The organism is Rhizobium sp. 0TCS1.26, assembly GCF_050455525.1.
Classification (GTDB): Bacteria; Pseudomonadota; Alphaproteobacteria; order Rhizobiales; family Rhizobiaceae; genus Neorhizobium.
Genome location: NZ_JBCIYV010000002.1, coordinates 1,310,710 through 1,328,911, shown reverse-complemented (window position 1 = coordinate 1,328,911; position 18,202 = coordinate 1,310,710). Strand labels below are relative to the sequence as shown.

The following is an 18,202-nucleotide window of genomic DNA, read 5'->3' as shown; positions in this document are numbered from 1 at the left end:
GCCGTAGAAGTCTTCAGATCAACTGGAGGCCACTCTATGAACAGGGCTCTTTTCTCGATGACGATGGGGCTGACGATGCTGGCGATGACGCATACCGCGCACGCAGCGGACCTGGCTCTCGAACGGTATTTTTCCTGCAAGACGCAGGCGACGGGCTCGTTCAGCGCGATCAACGGCGTCAGGCGAGAGTTCACCGTCGCGCTGACAGGCCGCTGGAATGGCAAGGTCCTGACGCTGCGCGAGGACTTCCACTATTCCGATGGAGAGCGCGATACCAAGACCTGGCGCTTCACCAAGACCGGCAAAGGACGCTACACCGGCACGCGCGAGGATGTGGTCGGCTCGACCAACGTCGTCATCGAGGGCAAGGTCGCCCGCTTCAACTATGTCGTCAATCTCGGCACGCCGGCCAAGCCGAACCGCGTGCATTTCTACGATCGGATGGAGTTGCAGGCGGACGGGAGCCTCGTCAACACGGCGCTGGTCACCAAGTTCCTCTTCCCGGTTGCCCGGTCCAAGGTCGTCTTCAGCCGCTGATCAGTGGCTTGCGCATCTCGATGAAGGTCGTGCGCGCATAGCCGGAATGCGCGCCGTCGGCACTCCAGGCGAACCCCCAGCTGGCGAAGGTCGAATGGTTGGCGGTAAGTTCGATGCGCGTCTCCAGCCGCAATTGCGGCAGGTCCCGCCGCCTTGCCTCCATCTCCGCGGCATTGACCAGCAGGCGGCCTATGCCTTTCCCCTGCGCTTGCGGCAGGACCGCAAGCTTGCCGATATAGAGGCAATCCGGCGGCTCCGGCTTGCAGAACACGCAGCCGAGCATTTGCCCATCGTCCTGCGCCAGATGGACAATCTCCTCCAACGCCTTCTCTTTCAGCAACGCCGGCGTCAGGCGAAGGGCGGACGACGGCGGATCGATCACGCCGTCCATCGAGGCGAACGAGGACATGATGAGCGACAGCAATCCGTCCCAGTCATCGAAGGCCGGATGGATCGGCGTTATGGTGACCACGGTCAGGCCTTTCCGCGGCGGCGGTAGCGGATGGTGTTGAAGGTCGCGGCCAGGCTGTCATAGCTGAGCAGGCGGCCGACGAGCGGCTCGCCGATGCCGGTAATCAGCTTGATCGCCTCCATCGCCATCAGCGTGCCGATGACGCCGGTGAGCGCCCCGATGACGCCGGTCTGGGCGCAGTCGGGAAGCAGGCCTTGTGGCGGCTTCACCGGGAAGAGGTCGCGATAGGTCGGGTTGAGCCGACCTTCACCGTCTTCCGCGTAAGGCATCAGCACCGTGACGGTTCCATCGAAACGGCCGACGGCGCCGGTCACCAGCGGCAACCGCGCTGCCTCTGCGGCCTCCGCCGAGGCGTAGCGGGTGTCGAAGTTGTCGGAGCCATCGATGACGAGGTCGAAGCGCGGAAGATGCGTTGCGGCGAACGTCGCATCGAAGCGTTCCTCGAAGCGCATCGTCCGCACATGCGGATTGAGCCGCGCGATCGTCTCTGCCGCGCTCTGCGTCTTCATCTCGCCGATCGTGCCGGTATCGTGGATCACCTGGCGCTGGAGGTTGGAGAGCGAAACCCGGTCGTCGTCGACAAGCCCCAGCGTTCCGACGCCGGCTGCCGCGAGATAATGCAGGACCGGCGCGCCGAGGCCGCCAGCTCCGATCACCAGAACGCGCGCCGCCTTCAGCTTCTGCTGGCCGCTGCCGCCGACTTCCGGCAGCAGGATGTGGCGTTTGTAGCGTTCGATCTCGTCCGGGTTCAGGGGGTCCATGGGGTCAAGTCCAGCATCGAGAGAGGATCGGGGATCAGGCCAGGACCTTGCCATGGCTGACGGTGAAGAATTGCGCGCGCTCTCCGAGCGCCGAGAACATCGCCTGGTCGGTGCCGGTCATGAAGGCCTGGCCGCCCAGCCCGTCGACAAGGTCGAACAGTGCTGCCCGCCGCCCTTCGTCCAGATGCGCGGCGATCTCGTCGAGAAGCAGCACCGGAGCATAGCCGGTCATGTCGGCCGTCAGACGCGCATGGGCAAGCACCAGACCCACCAGCAGCGCCTTCTGCTCGCCCGTCGAACAGCGGGCGGCGTCCATGTCCTTCTCCCGGTGGCGGACCAGAAGATCCACCCGGTGCGGCCCGGCCAGCGTGCGGCCGGCGGCGGCGTCACGGTAGCGACTGTCACGCAGTCCAATCACATATTCCTCTTCCAGTTCGGCAAATGGTCTGCCGTCGCGGTCGTCGAGGAAGCCGGATAGGGCCAGGTCGGGGGAGGGGAAGACAGTCTCGCCGCTGCGTGCCACAAGCGCCGAGAGAAGCCCCAGCATTTCGATCCGGGCCGCGGCCATGGCGATCCCAAGTTCTGCCATCTGCACCTCGATGCCCGACAGCCAGCTGGGATCGAAGCGACCTTCCGACAGCAGCCGGTTGCGGCTGCGCATGGCGCGCTCGTAGTCGGCCGCCCGCCGACCATGGGCGGGATCGAGCGACAGGACCAGCCGGTCGAGGAAACGTCGGCGGTCCGACGAGCCGCCGGTGAACAGCCCGTCCATCGCCGGCGTCAGCCACAGGACGCTGAGGTGGTCGGTGAGTTCCTCCACCGAGCGGACGGCGGTGCCGTTCAGCCGCAGGCGGCGGACATTGCTGTCCTCGCCGCCATCGATGCCGGTTCCGATCGCCACGTCGCCATCGCGCCCGTCGACGTTTGCAAAGACCGAAAATCCGCCGCTCGCTCCGACCCGGGTGACGTCCGACAGCACTGCCCGTCGCAGGCCACGCCCTGGCGACAGGAAGGACACCGCCTCAAGAAGGTTGGTCTTGCCCGATCCATTGTCGCCTGTCAGCACCACATGCCGGTCGTCGAGCGACAGCGCGGCTTCCGCATAATTGCGGAAATCGGTCAGGTTGAGCCGGGATATCGAAGTCTTCTGCGCCATGGATCTTCGCGTTTCGCCAGGCTCAGCAGCTAATGCGTTGCGCCGCGGATGGCAAGCACGGTGCTGTCGGACTTCCGCATCAGGCACTCGTCGCCGTCAGGATCCGCGACAGGCCGATGCTGACGGAACTCTCGGTCATGGTTGTTGTTCTTCCGCCTGGAACAGACGTGGATACGGGTCATGAGCAATGAGCGAGACCTGACACAGGAGGAGGCCCGCGCAGATCATGCGCGGATGCTGCGCTTCCTCGGCGTGAATGCCGCTTTCGGTATGGCGCTGGGGTTCTCGATGGCGGCGCTGATGGTATGGCTGGACGTGGCAGGCCTGGGCTCCCGGATCGCCCGGTCGCAGACACCGATCCTGGCATTCATCCTGCTTTGCGCGCCGCTTTCCTCGACCTTTGCAGGTGCGTTGACGGCTTCGGCCATCATGATGCTGCCCGACAGGCGCAGGCACAGAGACTGACGCGGGCGAAGCTACCTGCTTCCCAAGGAAGCGCGCCTGCAGTAGGAAGGCCCCATGTCCCAGAACGCCCACGCACCCGAACCGAGTTCCAGCGTTGCCGAGCGCATTCTCGCGCTGGAGGAAACCGTCGCCTACCAGGCGCGGACCATCGACGAGCTGTCCGAACAGCTGGCCGAGCAGTGGAAGGTGGTCGAGCAGACGCGCGCCAAGCTCGACCGGCTGACGGAGCGCTTCCTCTCGCTGGAAGAGACCTCGCTGGACGCGCCGGCAAATACCCGTCCGCCGCATTACTGAGAGACACATTCGATGATGATGGCGTCCGCTGGCGACGTGCTCGGCTTCTGGAAGGAGGCAGGACCGGAGAAGTGGTTCAAGAAGGACGTCCAGTTCGACGCCCTTTTCCACGAAACTTTCCGGGAGCTGCATCTGGCGGCGGCCCGTCAGGATCTGGCCTTCTGGCTCGATGACGCCGAAAGCAGCCTGGCACTGACGCTTCTGCTCGACCAGTTTCCGCGCAACTGCTTCCGGGGCACGGCACACATGTACGCAACCGACCCTTTGGCGCGTCACTACGCGCGTCTGATGCTCGACAAGGGGTGGGATGGCCCGGTCGAGGAGGCGCTGCGGATCTTCTTCTACCTGCCGTTCATGCATTCCGAAGATCTGGACGACCAGGATCTTTGCTGCCGGCTTTGCGAACCGCTCGGTGCGGATCTGCTGAAGCACGCCGTCGAGCATCGCGAGATCATCCAGCGCTTCGGACGCTTTCCGCATCGCAACGACATACTGCTGCGCACGACGACGCCCGGGGAGCAGGCATTTCTGGCGGCCGGCGGCTTTTCCGGCTGATCCGGACAGCAAAACGCCGCCAGTCAGATGACGGCGGCGTTTCTTTATCCACAGTTCGGCAGACAATTCAGCTGTCGAAGAATTCCTTCATCCGGGCAAAGAAGCCCGTCGATTCCGGATTATTGTCCTTCGACGACAGCTGCTCGAACTCCTGCAGCAGCTCGCGCTGTCGCTTGCTCAGCTTCTGCGGCGTCTCGATCTGGATCTGAATGTAGAGATCGCCTGTCTGCGACGACCGCAGCACCGGCATTCCCTTGCCCTTCAGTCGGAACTGCTTGCCCGGCTGGGTGCCTTCCGGCACCGTGACGCGTGACTTGGTGCCGTCGAGCGTTGCCACGTCGAACGTGCCGCCGAGCGCTGCCGTCGTCATCGAGATCGGCACGCTGCAGTAGAGATCCGCGCCATCGCGCTGGAAGAACTCGTGCGGCTTGACCGACAGGAAGATGTAGAGATCTCCGGCCGGACCGCCGCGAGCCCCGGCTTCGCCTTCGCCCTGCAGGCGAATGCGGGTGCCGTCCTCAATGCCCGACGGAATGTTCACGGACAGCGAACGTTCCTCGGTGATGCGACCCTGGCCGTGGCACTTGGAGCAGGGGTCAGGGATGATCTGACCGCGGCCGTGACACGTCGGACAGGTGCGTTCGACTGAGAAGAAGCCCTGGCTGGCGCGCACCCGGCCGGAACCCTGGCAGGTACCGCAGGTCTTCGGCTGCGTGCCCGGCTTGGCACCCGATCCGGAGCAGACGTCGCAGGTCACGGCCGTCGGCACGCGGATCTGCGCGGTCTTGCCGACATAGGCCTCTTCCAGAGAGATCTCCATGTTGTAGCGAAGATCGGCACCGCGTTCACGGCCGCCGGACGAACGCCTTGCGCGTCCGCCGCCCATCATCTCGCCGAAGATGTCTTCGAAGATGTCGGAGAAACCACCGGCACCCTGGCCGCCCCCGCCAAAGCCTTGGCCTCCGCCCATGCCGCCCTGTTCGAAGGCTGCATGACCGAAACGGTCGTAGGCCGCCCGCTTCTGGGGATCCTTCAAGGCCTCATAGGCCTCGCCGATTTCCTTGAACTTCTTCTCGGCTTCTTGATCGCCAGGATTCTTGTCCGGGTGAAACTTCATTGCGAGCTTGCGGAAGGCGCTTTTCAGCTCCTTCTCGTCAGCGGTCCTGCCGACACCCAGTGTTTCGTAATAGTCAGCTTTTGCCATGAAGGTAATGGTCCCGAAAAGGTTCCGGCTGCACGAGGCAGCCGGAGGTCAACGCATTTACACGAATACGAGCGAGACGCGCCTCAGGCCGACTTCTTGTCGTCCTTGATTTCCTCGTAATCGGCATCAACGACGCCGTCTTCGGGCTTGCCGCCTTCAGCACCGGCTTCCGCCTGCTGGGCTTCGTAGATCGCCTGGCCGAGCTTCATCGACACTTCCATCAGCGTCTGCGTCTTCGCCTGGATGTCGTCGGCATCGGGCTCGGAAGCTTCAATGGCCGTCTTCAGGCTGGCGATGGCATCCTCGATCGCCTTGCGGTCGGTCTCGGTGACCTTGTCGCCGTATTCGGCCAGCGACTTTTCGCTCGAGTGAACGAGGCTTTCGGCCTGGTTCTTGGCTTCCACGCCGGCACGACGCTTCTTGTCGGACTCGGCATTCGCCTCGGCGTCCTTGACCATCTTCTCGATGTCGGCGTCGGACAGACCACCAGATGCCTGGATGCGGATCTGCTGTTCCTTACCGGTGCCCTTGTCCTTGGCCGAAACCTGGACGATGCCGTTGGCGTCGATGTCGAACGTCACTTCGATCTGCGGCATGCCGCGCGGCGACGGCGGCAGGCCGACGAGGTCGAACTGGCCGAGCAGCTTGTTGTCAGCTGCCATTTCGCGCTCGCCCTGGCTGACGCGGATGGTCACGGCCTGCTGGTTGTCTTCAGCGGTCGAGAACACCTGGCTCTTCTTCGTCGGGATCGTCGTGTTGCGGTCGATCAGGCGGGTGAACACGCCGCCGAGCGTTTCGATGCCGAGCGACAGCGGGGTCACGTCGAGCAGCAGCACGTCCTTGACGTCGCCCTGCAGAACGCCGGCCTGGATGGCAGCGCCGAGTGCGACGACTTCATCCGGGTTGACGCCCTTGTGCGGCTCCTTGCCGAACAACTGCTTGACGACTTCCTGAACCTTCGGCATGCGGCTCATGCCACCGACGAGAACAACTTCGTCGATCTCGGCTGCAGTCACGCCGGCATCCTTGAGAGCTGCCTTGCACGGTGCCATCGTCCGCTGAACCAGGTCGTCGACCAGGCTTTCGAATTTGGCGCGGGTCAGCTTCATCGTCAGGTGCTTCGGACCGGAAGCATCGGCAGTGATGAACGGCAGGTTGATTTCGGTCTGCTGCGACGAGGACAGTTCGATCTTCGCCTTTTCAGCAGCTTCCTTGAGACGCTGCAGGGCAAGCTTGTCGCCCTTCAGGTCAATGCCCTGGTCCTTCTTGAACTCAGCTGCGAGGTATTCGACCAGACGCATGTCGAAGTCTTCACCGCCGAGGAAGGTGTCGCCGTTCGTCGACTTCACTTCGAAGACGCCGTCGCCGATTTCGAGAACCGAGATATCGAAGGTGCCTCCGCCAAGGTCGTAAACGGCGATGGTCTTGCCGTCCTTCTTGTCGAGGCCGTAGGCGAGGGCCGCAGCCGTCGGCTCGTTGATGATGCGCAGGACTTCGAGGCCGGCAATGCGACCTGCGTCCTTGGTGGCCTGACGCTGGGCGTCGTTGAAGTAGGCCGGAACGGTGATGACGGCCTTTTCGACCTTTTCGCCGAGATAGGCTTCCGCGGTTTCCTTCATCTTCTGAAGGATCATCGCCGAGATCTGCGACGGCGAGTAGCCCTTGCCGTTGGCGGTGACCCAGGCGTCGCCATTGTCGCCGCGCGTGATCTCGAAGGGCACCAGGCCCTTGTCCTTCTCGACGGTCGGATCTTCGTAGCGGCGGCCGATCAGGCGCTTGACGGCGAACAGCGTGTTCGTCGGGTTGGTAACGGCCTGACGCTTTGCCGGCTGGCCGACGAGGCGCTCGCCGTCATCGCTGAATGCCACCATCGACGGCGTGGTGCGCGCGCCTTCGGCATTTTCGATAACCCGTGCGTCCTTGCCGTCCATGACGGCGACGCAGGAGTTGGTTGTGCCAAGGTCGATGCCAATTACTTTTGCCATGTTCTTCTCTCTCCTTAAAGCGAACTGTCGGAACCCCGTATCAAGGCATTTCCCTGACAGTTCCTCGACTGGGATGGTGCGCAGCATGGGCTGCTGTCATGCCGCGTATATAAGGACCGGTTTTTCCGACTGCAAGGCGATAAGAGGTCCGCCGCAGAGCAAAAAAATCAGCCGTTGTCGGACTGCGGCGCGTGGAACTCACTGCCCCATGATGACGTCGAGCAGGGTGCTCTGCCGTGAGTACCGGCGCGGCGCCTGCTCGCCGACGTCAGCGGGAGGGACCGGCCCGCCTCCGACATCGGCCGGCGGCAGGGGCTGGTCGTAGTCTTCATCGTATTCCGGCTCGCTGCCGCCCCCGTTCGCCTGCTCGTACGGCCCGCGGTAATCGCGATAGTCGCGCACACCTGCGGCGGGGGGATCGTTGATCGGCGGCATGCGCTGCGCAGCTTGCGGAACGGCTGCCGTCGGCTGCGGTGCCGTTGGGTGCTGGGCCGTTGGGTGCTGGGCCGCCGGATGTTGTGCCGGCGCCTGAGGGGCGGCCGGATAGGCGTTTTCCGGCGCATCGCCGTGGAAGACACCGGAGATCAGGTCGCCGATCGACGGCTCGCCGACAGGTGCCGCCGGCTGCGCGGGAAGCACGCCGACGCCATAGAGCGGGGTCGGGCGATAACCGTCGAGCGCCGCGGTCATGTATTCCTTCCAGGCCTTGGCGGGGAGGCCGCCGCCGGTCACCTTCTTCATCGGTGTGCCGTCGTCGTTCCCGAACCAGATGCCGGTGGTGAGTGTGCTGGTGTAGCCGACGAATACAGCGTCGCGGAACGACTGGGTGGTGCCGGTCTTGCCGGCTGCCTGCCAGTCGGCGAGCCGTGCCGCCTTGCCGGTGCCTTCCACGAGAACCCGGTTCATCATGCCGTTCATGCTGGCGACGATCTGCTCGCTCAGCACCCGTGGGGGGTTGGAGAAATCGGCATCGTAAAGCACCTTGCCGTCATTGTCGGTGATCCGCGTCACCAGATGCGGCGTCGCCTTCAACCCGCCGTTCATGAACGGCGCATAGGCCGAGGTCAGTTCGACGAGCGAAACCTCCGAGGTGCCGAGCGCGATCGAGGCGTTCGGCTGCAATTCGCTGTCGATGCCCAGCCGGTGCGCCATGGCGATGACGTTGCTCGGTCCCACCTGCATCACCAGCTGCGCCGCAATGGTATTGAGAGAATGGGTGAGCGCCGTGGAAACGGTGACATTGCCACGGTACTTCTGCTCGTAGTTTTCCGGTGTCCAGTTGCCGATCTTCACCGGCCCGTCGACCATCACCGTGTCTGGCCGATATCCGGCCTCCAGGGCTGCAGCATAGACGAAGGGCTTGAAGGCAGAGCCCGGCTGACGCTTTGCCTTGAAGGCGCGGTTGAACTGGCTTTCGGTGTAGTCGCGGCCGCCGACGACGGCGCGGATGGCGCCGGTCGCATCGACGGATACCAGTGCCGCCTGCGAGGCATTGAGCTTTCCGCCTTCCTTCTTCAGCACATCGGTCAGCGCCTTTTCGGCATCCTGCTCGAGCCTCAGGTCCAGCGTCGTCTGCACGGTAACGTCGGTCTTGACGTCGCCGATCAGCGACTTGACCTCGTCCATCACCATGTCGGCAGCATAGTGTTCGGCGCCCGACCAGTAGCTGCGTGCCTTGGCCGGCGGCTGCGCCATGGCCGTCTTTGCCTCTTCGGCGGTGACATAGCCTTCCTGGCGCATGGCGCCGAGCACCACCTGGGCACGGGCTTCGGCAGCCTGCGGATCACGGGCAGGCGAAAGGCGGGTCGGCGCCTTCAGCAGCCCGGCAAGCGTCGCGGCCTCCTGAAGGTTCACATCGCGGGCGGATTTCTTGAAGTAACGCTGCGAGGCGGCCTCGACGCCATAGGCATTCGACCCGAAGAACATCCGGTTCAGATACATTGCCAGGATCTGGTCCTTGGTGAACTTGTGCTCCAGCCAGAAGGACAGCAGCACTTCCTGGATCTTGCGCTCGAACGTCCGGTCCGGCGACAGGAACAGGTTCTTGGCAAGCTGCTGGGTGATCGTCGATCCACCCTGGATGCTCTGGCCGGTGAGATTGTTGACGAACGCACGCGCCAGGCCGAGAGGATCGACGCCGAAGTGCGAGTAGAAGCGGCGGTCCTCTATCGCCATCACCGCCTGGGGAATGAACGGCGACATTTCCTCGAGCGCCACCGCCTCGCCGCCGGTGGTGCCGCGGTTGGCAAGCAGGGTGCCGTCGAGCGCGGTGATCTTGACGTTGGGTGGCCGGTTCGGAATGCTCCAGGAGCTGGCGCTCGGCATCTGCGCGCCGAAATAGAGCACCAGCCCGCCAACGCCGATGGCGCCCCAGATGCCGAGCACGATGCACCAGTAGACGAGCGATCGGATGGCGCCGAAGAAGCTGCCGCCCTCTCGGCGTCCGCGCCTGGCGCGCGAGGCGCGAGCCGCCGGCTTTGCCTGCTCGTCGTCGACCGTCTGCCGGGACGTCTTGCCCGTTCGACCCCCGACAATCCGTTCGGCGGCATCGATGCGGACTTCGTCTTCTTGCCGATCCCCGCCGAAGGACGGTTCGACGCGATGGCGCGATCTGTTTCCCGATGCCATGTGTTCCGGTGATGCTCCCCAGCCGTCTTGCGAATGCTCGTATCTGCTATAGCGGCAAGCGACGCGTGTCTCCGTTGAGGAGGTCATGAGCGTCCGAGCCGTCCGCTGTGATCCCGATGAAGGTTAAATGCGGCGATTTAAGGAGTCGTTAGGATAGCGATCCGAGCCGCCCACCGAATGGCCGGAGCGGGTTTATCTTCTGCGCAAGCGCGCGCGATGGAACTTTTCGGCCTCTTGTTTGGTAGTCCAAGCGTCGGCACCCTAATTTTAAGTGGATGCTAAATAACGTGACTGGAATAAGACTTGCCACGCTCGCGCCATGAAATAAATCTAGTCGCTGGGGGTGGATTACGAAGATGGCGGAGAACAAGCTGTCGGAGATGGAGGGATTGGTGCCAACACAAGTTGTGAGACGTCCGGTAAATCCAGACCAGTTGTCATTGCTGCAGCAGGTCTTCGATGCCGCCTGCGCCGAGCATCAGATCAACAAGGCAAGCGCCGATGGTGAAGCGCTCGCCCTGATCCTGGTCAACTCGCTGCAGAAGGGCATGAGCGAGAAGGAGGCACTCGCCTCGCTTGCCGAAGCTCTCGCGCATAGCCGCTGAGCCTCTCCTCGCCACAACAGTCCTGACGCTTGCCACGCCGTCTCTGGAACCTATTGCGACTTCGCAAGTTGATGGCCGTCACATCACCACACAGCGATAGTCGAGGAGACCGCAATGGTAGAATCCGTAGGATCGCCGGAAAGCCACGAACAGAGAGCCGCCCAGGAAGCTTCCGAGGCGATGAAGGCCGAGATTTCGTCGCTCCGCGCAGAAATCGAAAGCATCCGCTCGACGATGTCGGATTTCGGTGCCGAAACCTATGAGACGGTGAAGCGCCGCGCTGGCGATGCAGCCGTCTACGTCCAGGAAGAAGCCACCTCGATGGCCGGCGTCATCCGCGAACACCCCGCGACTGCGACGACACTGATGACGCTGATCGGCGGCATCGGCTTCGCGATCGGCTATCTGGTGGCATCCGCTTCGGCCTCTGCCGAACAGCGGCAGGCCTGGTACCACCGTTACTACTGATCGGGATCGCCGGATTTCGGCTCCTGACAGACATCGATCCAGGTGGCGGCCGTCAGTGCCGCCATTTTTTCTGGAGCAATGCGCACCGCCGCATTGATGGCGCCTGCAGCAGGCACGACGACCGTCCAGCGTCTCAGCGACACATCGCAATAAATGGGAAGCGGTTCGGCCAGTCCGAACGGGCAGACCCCGCCGATCGGATGGCTGGTCCGCTCAACCACTTCTTCCGCCGAAAGCATGCGTGGCTTTGCCCCGAACGCATCGCGGAATTTCCGGTTGTCGAGGCGGCTGTTGCCCGATGTCACCAGCAGCATGATCGTGTCACCGGCCCGCAAGCAGATGGTCTTGGCGATCTGATCAGGGTCGACCTGGTGGGCTGCGGCAGCCAAAGCGACCGTGGCCGAGCTTTCTTCGGTTTCGATCACCTCGATGTCAGCGGCATGCGCGGCGAAGAAGGCTTTGACGGATGACAGGCTCATGCGGGCAAGACTAGCCAGGCGAGATGACGGCGGCAAGTCCAGCCGATAGGGGCCGTGCGCTCCAAGAGCTATGCGTTTTTCGCAGTGCTGCGCTGCGAAATTCTGTCTGTTTTTTAAGCGTGCCTCAGCTATAGTCAAATCATCGCAAGACGCACTCCTCCTCCCAGTGTCTTGCGAGGGGACCAGCAACACCTCCTCCTCCCGGTTGCTGGTCAGTTTTAGAAGCCCGGCGCACCTCCTCCCGCGCCGGGCTTCTTGCTTTTCAGCGTCCAGACACCATCCTCGAAAGCCTGTCCGACATCTCAGGCCTGCGGATGTTGGGGTTGCAGCTGTAGCCAACCCAGTTCTGCTCCGTCTTGACACGATTCAGGCTCGACGCTAGGTCATGCCAATCGCTATTTGTTTGACGACGGTACTACGGCACATGCCGACGACGACCCATCCTTCAAATACGAAATCCGCGCTCCGTGCTGGTCATGGAGCAGAGTCAACGTTGCGATCGAAAGGACATCGTAATGGCTACCGGTACTGTAAAGTGGTTCAACGCAACCAAGGGCTTCGGCTTCATCCAGCCTGACGACGGCGCACAGGACGTCTTCGTTCACATCTCGGCTGTAGAGCGCGCCGGCATGGGCAGCCTCAACGACGGCCAGAAGGTTTCCTACGAGCTGGTTTCGGACAAGCGTTCGGGCCGCATGTCGGCGGACAACCTGCGTTCGGCCTGAGCCTTCGCGACATCCTGCTGAAAAGATTGATGGCGCCCTTGCAAACGCGGGGCGCCATTCCCATTTCTTGCATCAAGCGGCACGATCGCAGCGCCCGCTCCGAGCAACATCTGTTGCGCCGTCGGCCAATGACGGGACATCTTAACCGGATGTTAACCTTGCTGGCAGACGATGGACTTGTAAGCGAAGGCTGAAAAGCCGCAGCGATCGAAATGCCGGACCCGTTTCGTGTTTGACCACGGATGTACTGGCAGGTGGAAACGGGTATGAAAGGTCGGGCTCAGTCCCGGCCTTTTTGTTTTTGCGGCTCTCTCTGAGGCATGTCAGTCAGGTGAGCCTGCGCCTGCTCCACGGTTGGTGGCGCAGGCGCGTTCAGACAGCGTCAGAGCGCTGCGAGGATCCTGATCCACGAGCGGATGCCCTTGTGGAACGAGTTGAGGTCGTACTTTTCGTTCGGCGAATGGATACGATCGTCGATCAGCCCGTAGCCGACGAGCAGCGAGTCCATGCCGAGGTAGGTCTGGAAGTCGCCGACGATCGGGATCGAGCCACCCATGCCGACCACCACCGCGGGCTTCGGCCATTCATCCGAAAGCGCCGCCTTGGCCTTGGTCAGGACCGGCGAATCATAGGCGAGCTGGATCGCGGGTGAGCCGCCATGCTCATGAAACTCCACACTGCAGTCGGCCGGAATGCCGGAGCGCACGTAGTTGCGGAAGCTCTCGCGGATCTTCGCCGGATCCTGTTCCCCGACAAGCCGGAAGGAGACCTTGGCCGAGGCCTTGGCAGCGATGACCGTCTTGAAGCCTTCGCCGGTGTAACCGCCCCAGATGCCGTTCACTTCGCAGGTCGGCCGAGCCCAGGTCAGCTCGAGGACGGAACGGCCCTTCTCACCGGAAGGCTGCGACAGTCCCACTTCGCCGAGGAAGCTTTCGGCGGAGCGGCCGAGATTGTCCCAGCTTGCCTTGATGTTCTGCGGCGTCTCCTCGACGCCGTCATAGAAGCCGTCGAGCGTGACGCGGCCGGTTTCGTCGCGCAGGCCGGCGAGGATGCTGGTGAGGATGTGGATCGGGTTTGCGGCAGCGCCGCCGAACAGGCCGGAATGTAGGTCACGGTCTGCTGCGGTGATCGTTATCTCCTCGCCGACCAGGCCGCGCAGCGTCGCGGCGATTGCCGGCGTCTCTGCGTCCCACATGCTGGTATCGCAGACGAGCGCGTATTCCGCCTTCAGTTCTGCGGCATTGGCTTCGAGGAAAGGCTTCAGCGACGGCGAACCGGATTCTTCCTCGCCTTCGAACAGGATGGTGATTCTCACCGGCAGGCTGCCGTTGATTTCCTTGTAGGCGCGGCAGGCTTCGACGAAGGTCATCAACTGGCCCTTGTCGTCGGAGGTGCCGCGGCCGGTGATAACCTTGCGCCCTTCGCCGATATCCTTGATCTTCGGGTCGAACGGATCATTTTCCCACAGCGACAGCGGATCGACCGGCTGCACGTCGTAATGGCCGTAGAAGAGGACGTGCGGGGCATCGGACGAAGCCGCATCGTGATGTGCCACCACCATCGGATGACCGGGCGTGTCCCGCAGCGAGGCGGTAAAGCCGAGCTCGTTGAGGGTCGACACCAGCCATTCGCTAGCCTTGCGGCACTCGGCCTTGTAGGCCGGATCTGTGGAAATGGAATGGATGCGCACCAGCTCGAACAGGCGGTCGAGGCTGGACGTGAGATTGCGGTCGGCCTGCTCGAGGACGGAAGTTAGGTCGGTCATCAGGGGATCTGCCTTGCGGATGATAGGATAAGCCTCAACCTAAACCCTTCGGCTGGCGAGGGAAACCGCGAAATCGGGATTTTGCGCTTCCTGGAAGCCGGCGAACTCAGAGCTGGTCGAGGTTCTTGGCATTGGAAGCTGCCTTGCGAAGATACTCCTTCAGCAATTCCTGCTCGAACAGCCGAAAACCGGCAAACACCTCGGCATCCGCCTGCGCCGCGGCCTCCGTCGCCACGCGTTCCAGATCGCGGCCGCGCTCGGTCAGCTCGATGATCTGCGCCCGCCGGTCCTTCGGGTGCGGCTTGCGGGCAATCAGCCCGTCGCGCTCCATGCGCGCCAACGTATTGGCAAGCGTCGCCTGCTCCACTTCCAGACGATCGAGAAGCTGTCTCTGCGTCAGCCCGTCCTGATGCCAAAGCGCAAGAAGGACGGGAAACTGGCCGGGCGAGAAGCCGAGCGCGGCGGCCCGCTTGTGCAGCGCGCGCGCCAAGGTCTTCGTCAGGCGGCTGGCGAGATAGAGGAGGGAATCCGAGCGTTCAAAGCCCATGGAGCGACATCCCTTGCCGTTGCTGTTGAAGGCGCAGTGCCCCGCGTTGTCGCTGATCTCGTCGAGGCACTGCCAGCGAGAGAACAAGATGTGCGGATGCCCGCGCCGAAGCTGCATAGCACTCTATCGATTATCGAACTGTTGGGAAAGCGGCCTGGCTGCGAGCTGAACGGCCAGATGAAAACCGCCACGGCCCGGGAGGGGGAAGGCCGTGGCGGTGATGGAAGGACAAAGGCCCGGAGAGGGGGTGAGGCCTTTGCCCAGGTCTGGCGCGGCGGGGGACAGGCCAGCAACCAGACAACGGCGTGATCAATCGCCGATGAAACCGAAATGGCTCCACTGGCTGGGGTTTTCAAGGCATCTGAAAATTACAAAGCGGTAACGTTACGGTGAAGATACCAGGAAGACTTGGGAGCGCGTCGACGGTCACCGGGGGCAGCTCAGACCGTGGAATTCACTGGCCGCGCGATGCTGGCGGATGGACCTTTGCCGCGCGCCGCGCTATCCATCGCCCATGAAAAATGGCGATCACCTTTTCCTCGTCGACGGCTCCGGTTTCATCTTCCGGGCGTTCCATGCCCTGCCTCCGCTGACGCGCAAATCGGACGGCCTGCCGATCGGTGCCGTCTCCGGCTTCTGCAACATGCTGTGGAAGCTGCTGACCAACGCCCGCGACACGAATGTAGGCGTCACGCCCAGCCATTTCGCGGTGATCTTCGACTACTCCTCGAAGACCTTCCGCAAGGAGCTCTTTGAGGACTACAAGGCCAACCGGTCGGCGCCGCCGGAAGAGCTGGTGCCGCAGTTCAGCCTGATCCGCCAGGCGACGCGCGCCTTCAACCTGCCGTGCATCGAAACCGACGGTTTCGAGGCAGACGACATCATCGCCACCTATGCCAGAGCCGCCGAAGCCATCGGTGCCGACGTCACCATCATCTCCTCCGACAAGGACCTGATGCAGCTGGTGACGCCGAACGTCCACATGTACGACAGCATGAAGGACAAGCAGATCGGCATCCCGGACGTCATCGAGAAGTGGGGCGTTCCGCCGGAAAAGATGATCGACCTGCAGGCGCTGGTCGGCGATTCTGTCGACAACGTGCCCGGCATTCCGGGCATCGGTCCGAAGACCGCGGCCCAGCTGCTCGAAGAATTCGGCGATCTGGAAACGCTGCTGACGCGTGCCGGTGAGATCAAGCAAGCCAAGCGGCGTGAGAACATCATCGCCAATGCCGAGCAGGCGCGGCTTTCGCGCCGTCTGGTCGAGTTGCGCACCGATGTTCCGCTGGACATGCCGCTCGACGCGCTGGTGCTCGAAAAGCAGGACGGGCCGAAGCTCATCGGCTTCCTCAAGGCCATGGAATTCGGCTCGCTCACGCGCCGCGTGGCGGATGCCTGCGACTGCGACGCAAGCGCCATCGAGCCGGCGGAGGTTCTGGTCGAGTGGGGACCGACGGCCCATGGTCCTGACCTCGATCCCGGCGTAGAGCACAACCAGGATCTCGCCGCCCAGCCAGGCGCTTCGGTACCTTCCGCCAGGACATCCGGCAAGGCGAAAGCCTCTCTCGACGGCGGCCGTGCGGCAGACGTGGCCGCCGCCCGCCACGAAGCGTTTTCCGGTCACCCGATCGATCACAGCGGCTACGTGACGATCCGCGATCTCGAGACCCTCAACACGTGGATCGCTGCGGCCCGCGACACCGGCATCGTCGCCTTCAACGCCGAGAGCACGTCGATCGACCCGATGCAGGCGGAACTCGTCGGCGTCTCGCTGGCCGTGCAGGACAACCGCGCCGGACCGGCGGCTTCGACCATCCGTGCGGCTTACGTGCCGCTCGCCCACAAGGCCGGCTCCGACGATCTGTTCAGCGAGGGCGTGAAGCTCGTCGACAACCAGGTGCCGCTCGCGCAGGGCCTTGCGGCTCTGAAGGACCTGCTGGAAGACCCGGCGGTGCTGAAGGTCGCGCAGAACCTCAAATACGACTACCTGCTGATGAAGCGGCATGGCATCACCATGCAGAGCTTCGACGATACCATGCTCATCTCCTATGTGCTGGAGGCAGGCCAGGGCAATCATGCCATGGAGCCGCTCGCTGAGCGGTGGCTGGGTCATACACCCATCCCGCTGAAGGAAGTTGCCGGCAGCGGCAAATCGGCCGTCAAGCTCGACCTCGTCGATATCGACAAGGCGACGACGTATGCTGCTGAGGACGCCGATCTGACGCTGCGGCTATGGCTCGTTCTGAAGCCGCGGCTGGCGGCCGAAGGTCTGACGCGCGTCTACGAACGGCTTGAACGGCCGCTGGTACCGGTTCTGGCGCGCATGGAAGAGCGCGGCATCACCGTCGACCGCCAGATCCTGTCGAGGCTTTCCGGCGAACTGGCGCAGAAGGCAGCAGCCTTCGAGGACGAGATCTACCAGCTTGCCGGCGAACGCTTCAACATCGGCTCACCAAAGCAGCTTGGCGACATCCTGTTCGGCCGCATGGGGCTTGCCGGAGGGTCGAAGACGAAGACCGGCCAGTGGTCGACGTCGGCGCAGGTTCTCGAGGATCTTGCAGCCCAGGGCGAGCCGCTGCCGCGCAAGATCGTCGATTGGCGCCAGCTGACCAAGCTCAAGTCCACCTACACGGATGCGCTGCCGGGCTACGTGCATCCTGAGACGAAGCGCGTCCACACGGGCTACTCGATGGCGGCAACCTCGACCGGGCGCCTCTCCTCGTCTGAGCCGAACCTGCAGAACATTCCGGTGCGCAATGCCGAAGGCCGCAAGATCCGCACCGCTTTCGTCTCGACGCCAGGCCACAGGCTGCTGTCGGCCGACTACAGCCAGATCGAACTGCGCGTGCTTGCCCACGTCGCAGACATCCCGCAGTTGCGCCAGGCTTTTGCCGATGGCGTGGATATCCACGCGATGACGGCATCCGAGATGTTCGGCGTTCCGGTGGATGGCATGTCGGCGGATGTCCGGCGCCGCGCCAAGGCAATCAACTTCGGCATCATCTACGGCATCTCGGCCTTCGGTCTCGCCAATCAGCTGTCGATCGAGAGGTCCGAGGCGGGCGACTACATCAAGCGCTATTTCGAGCGCTTCCCGGGCATCCGCGACTACATGGAAAGCACCAAGGCGTTTGCCCGCGAACATGGCTATGTCGAAACCATCTTCGGCCGCCGCGCCCATTATCCGGAAATCAAGTCGTCCAACCCGTCGGTGCGCGCGTTCAACGAGCGGGCGGCGATCAACGCGCCGATCCAGGGCTCGGCCGCCGACATCATCCGCCGGGCCATGGTGCAGATCGAGCCGGCGCTGGAAAAGTCAGGCCTCGCGGAGCGTGCGCGGATGCTCTTGCAGGTGCATGACGAACTGATCTTCGAGGTCGAGGAGGATGCGATCGACGCGGCGATGCCGGTCATCGTGCGGACCATGGAGCATTCAGCAATGCCGGCGCTCGATATGCGGGTGCCGTTGAAGGTCGATGCCCGCGCCGCCCTGAACTGGGACGAAGCCCACTGATCTTGGCGAACGGATCCATGGGGTAGCGGCCGCGCCGCTCGC

General features: G+C 63.2%; 17 protein-coding genes. 8 read left to right on the top strand and 9 right to left on the bottom strand.

Features of this window, described 5'->3' with window-relative positions; genetic code table 11:
• Positions 1 to 36 precede the first annotated feature (36 nt).
• Positions 37 to 537 carry a DUF3833 family protein gene (locus AAIH46_RS13730; RefSeq protein ID WP_430306430.1) on the top strand — a complete coding sequence of 167 codons (501 nt, stop codon included), beginning with the start codon at positions 37 to 39 and terminating at the stop codon, positions 535 to 537.
• Here AAIH46_RS13730 and AAIH46_RS13725 read toward each other — a convergent pair.
• The 3 genes from AAIH46_RS13725 to recF are packed head-to-tail and all read right to left on the bottom strand — an operon-like array spanning position 527 to position 2,926.
• The gene (locus AAIH46_RS13725; protein ID WP_430306429.1) at positions 527 to 1,009 is read right to left on the bottom strand and encodes a GNAT family N-acetyltransferase; all 483 of its coding nucleotides are present in this window, start codon (positions 1,007 to 1,009) and stop codon (positions 527 to 529) included. The genes AAIH46_RS13730 and AAIH46_RS13725 overlap by 11 nt on opposite strands.
• Before the next feature lie 2 nt (positions 1,010 to 1,011).
• Complete coding sequence (locus tag AAIH46_RS13720; protein ID WP_430306428.1) at positions 1,012 to 1,770, bottom strand: molybdopterin-synthase adenylyltransferase MoeB; 759 nt, start codon at positions 1,768 to 1,770, stop codon at positions 1,012 to 1,014.
• Positions 1,771 to 1,804: 34 nt separating this feature from the next.
• Positions 1,805 to 2,926 carry a DNA replication/repair protein RecF gene (gene recF / locus AAIH46_RS13715; protein ID WP_430306427.1) on the bottom strand — a complete coding sequence of 374 codons (1,122 nt, stop codon included), beginning with the start codon at positions 2,924 to 2,926 and terminating at the stop codon, positions 1,805 to 1,807.
• A 144-nt stretch (positions 2,927 to 3,070) separates the two neighbouring features.
• Between recF and AAIH46_RS13710 the strand changes: the two genes are divergently transcribed.
• The 3 genes from AAIH46_RS13710 to AAIH46_RS13700 are packed head-to-tail and all read left to right on the top strand — an operon-like array spanning position 3,071 to position 4,240.
• On the top strand, positions 3,071 to 3,391 hold the full coding sequence (locus tag AAIH46_RS13710; protein WP_430306426.1) for a hypothetical protein: 321 nt from the start codon (positions 3,071 to 3,073) through the stop codon (positions 3,389 to 3,391).
• Positions 3,392 to 3,445: 54 nt separating this feature from the next.
• Positions 3,446 to 3,685 (top strand): SlyX family protein, encoded by a 240-nt coding sequence (locus tag AAIH46_RS13705; protein ID WP_430306425.1) that lies wholly within the window; start codon positions 3,446 to 3,448, stop codon positions 3,683 to 3,685.
• Positions 3,686 to 3,697: 12 nt separating this feature from the next.
• Positions 3,698 to 4,240 (top strand): DUF924 family protein, encoded by a 543-nt coding sequence (locus tag AAIH46_RS13700; RefSeq protein WP_430306424.1) that lies wholly within the window; start codon positions 3,698 to 3,700, stop codon positions 4,238 to 4,240.
• Between the two features lie 67 nt (positions 4,241 to 4,307).
• On the opposite strand, the gene dnaJ is transcribed toward AAIH46_RS13700, so the two are convergent.
• The 3 genes from dnaJ to AAIH46_RS13685 form a co-directional block, all read right to left on the bottom strand.
• Entirely contained in the window at positions 4,308 to 5,444 is a 1,137-nt protein-coding gene (dnaJ, locus tag AAIH46_RS13695; protein WP_430306422.1) for a molecular chaperone DnaJ, read from the bottom strand.
• 83 nt (positions 5,445 to 5,527) lie between these two features.
• Entirely contained in the window at positions 5,528 to 7,429 is a 1,902-nt protein-coding gene (gene dnaK / locus AAIH46_RS13690) for a molecular chaperone DnaK (protein ID WP_430306421.1), read from the bottom strand.
• Positions 7,430 to 7,627: 198 nt separating this feature from the next.
• Entirely contained in the window at positions 7,628 to 10,057 is a 2,430-nt protein-coding gene (locus tag AAIH46_RS13685) for a PBP1A family penicillin-binding protein (RefSeq protein ID WP_430306420.1), read from the bottom strand.
• Positions 10,058 to 10,413: 356 nt separating this feature from the next.
• Here AAIH46_RS13685 and AAIH46_RS13680 point away from each other — a divergent pair, with 356 nt between their 5' ends.
• Positions 10,414 to 10,662, top strand: a complete 249-nt coding sequence (locus AAIH46_RS13680) for a hypothetical protein (protein ID WP_430306419.1) — start codon at positions 10,414 to 10,416, stop codon at positions 10,660 to 10,662.
• A gap of 114 nt (positions 10,663 to 10,776) precedes the next feature.
• Positions 10,777 to 11,130, top strand: a complete 354-nt coding sequence (locus AAIH46_RS13675; RefSeq protein ID WP_430306418.1) for a hypothetical protein — start codon at positions 10,777 to 10,779, stop codon at positions 11,128 to 11,130.
• Here AAIH46_RS13675 and AAIH46_RS13670 read toward each other — a convergent pair.
• Positions 11,124 to 11,609: a YbaK/EbsC family protein gene (locus tag AAIH46_RS13670; RefSeq protein WP_430306568.1), complete on the bottom strand. Its 486-nt coding sequence runs from the start codon at positions 11,607 to 11,609 to the stop codon at positions 11,124 to 11,126. The genes AAIH46_RS13675 and AAIH46_RS13670 overlap by 7 nt on opposite strands.
• Positions 11,610 to 12,124: 515 nt before the next feature.
• Here AAIH46_RS13670 and AAIH46_RS13665 point away from each other — a divergent pair.
• On the top strand, positions 12,125 to 12,334 hold the full coding sequence (locus AAIH46_RS13665) for a cold-shock protein (RefSeq protein WP_430306417.1): 210 nt from the start codon (positions 12,125 to 12,127) through the stop codon (positions 12,332 to 12,334).
• Positions 12,335 to 12,716: 382 nt separating this feature from the next.
• On the opposite strand, the gene AAIH46_RS13660 is transcribed toward AAIH46_RS13665, so the two are convergent.
• Together AAIH46_RS13660 and AAIH46_RS13655 are read right to left on the bottom strand one after the other, a co-directional pair.
• Positions 12,717 to 14,099, bottom strand: coding sequence for a M20/M25/M40 family metallo-hydrolase (locus AAIH46_RS13660; protein WP_430306416.1), 1,383 nt, complete (start codon positions 14,097 to 14,099; stop codon positions 12,717 to 12,719).
• Between the two features lie 106 nt (positions 14,100 to 14,205).
• Complete coding sequence (locus tag AAIH46_RS13655) at positions 14,206 to 14,646, bottom strand: MarR family winged helix-turn-helix transcriptional regulator (RefSeq protein WP_430306415.1); 441 nt, start codon at positions 14,644 to 14,646, stop codon at positions 14,206 to 14,208.
• Between the two features lie 514 nt (positions 14,647 to 15,160).
• Between AAIH46_RS13655 and polA the strand changes: the two genes are divergently transcribed.
• A complete protein-coding gene (gene polA / locus AAIH46_RS13650; RefSeq protein ID WP_430306414.1) occupies positions 15,161 to 18,160 on the top strand; it encodes a DNA polymerase I in 3,000 nt (999 codons plus the stop codon).
• The last annotated feature ends 42 nt before the right edge of the window (positions 18,161 to 18,202 follow it).

What these genes read in the sequence shown, in the direction of transcription:
- AAIH46_RS13730 (WP_430306430.1), top strand. Translation starts at nt 37, where the DNA reads ATGAACAGGGCTCTTTTCTCGATGACGATGGGGCTGACGATGCTGGCG.
- AAIH46_RS13720 (WP_430306428.1), bottom strand. Translation starts at nt 1,770, where the DNA reads ATGGACCCCCTGAACCCGGACGAGATCGAACGCTACAAACGCCACATC.
- recF (WP_430306427.1), bottom strand. Translation starts at nt 2,926, where the DNA reads ATGGCGCAGAAGACTTCGATATCCCGGCTCAACCTGACCGATTTCCGC.
- AAIH46_RS13705 (WP_430306425.1), top strand. Translation starts at nt 3,446, where the DNA reads ATGTCCCAGAACGCCCACGCACCCGAACCGAGTTCCAGCGTTGCCGAG.
- AAIH46_RS13700 (WP_430306424.1), top strand. Translation starts at nt 3,698, where the DNA reads ATGATGATGGCGTCCGCTGGCGACGTGCTCGGCTTCTGGAAGGAGGCA.
- dnaJ (WP_430306422.1), bottom strand. Translation starts at nt 5,444, where the DNA reads ATGGCAAAAGCTGACTATTACGAAACACTGGGTGTCGGCAGGACCGCT.
- dnaK (WP_430306421.1), bottom strand. Translation starts at nt 7,429, where the DNA reads ATGGCAAAAGTAATTGGCATCGACCTTGGCACAACCAACTCCTGCGTC.
- AAIH46_RS13685 (WP_430306420.1), bottom strand. Translation starts at nt 10,057, where the DNA reads ATGGCATCGGGAAACAGATCGCGCCATCGCGTCGAACCGTCCTTCGGC.
- AAIH46_RS13680 (WP_430306419.1), top strand. Translation starts at nt 10,414, where the DNA reads ATGGCGGAGAACAAGCTGTCGGAGATGGAGGGATTGGTGCCAACACAA.
- AAIH46_RS13675 (WP_430306418.1), top strand. Translation starts at nt 10,777, where the DNA reads ATGGTAGAATCCGTAGGATCGCCGGAAAGCCACGAACAGAGAGCCGCC.
- AAIH46_RS13670 (WP_430306568.1), bottom strand. Translation starts at nt 11,609, where the DNA reads ATGAGCCTGTCATCCGTCAAAGCCTTCTTCGCCGCGCATGCCGCTGAC.
- AAIH46_RS13665 (WP_430306417.1), top strand. Translation starts at nt 12,125, where the DNA reads ATGGCTACCGGTACTGTAAAGTGGTTCAACGCAACCAAGGGCTTCGGC.
- AAIH46_RS13660 (WP_430306416.1), bottom strand. Translation starts at nt 14,099, where the DNA reads ATGACCGACCTAACTTCCGTCCTCGAGCAGGCCGACCGCAATCTCACG.
- AAIH46_RS13655 (WP_430306415.1), bottom strand. Translation starts at nt 14,646, where the DNA reads ATGGGCTTTGAACGCTCGGATTCCCTCCTCTATCTCGCCAGCCGCCTG.
- polA (WP_430306414.1), top strand. Translation starts at nt 15,161, where the DNA reads ATGAAAAATGGCGATCACCTTTTCCTCGTCGACGGCTCCGGTTTCATC.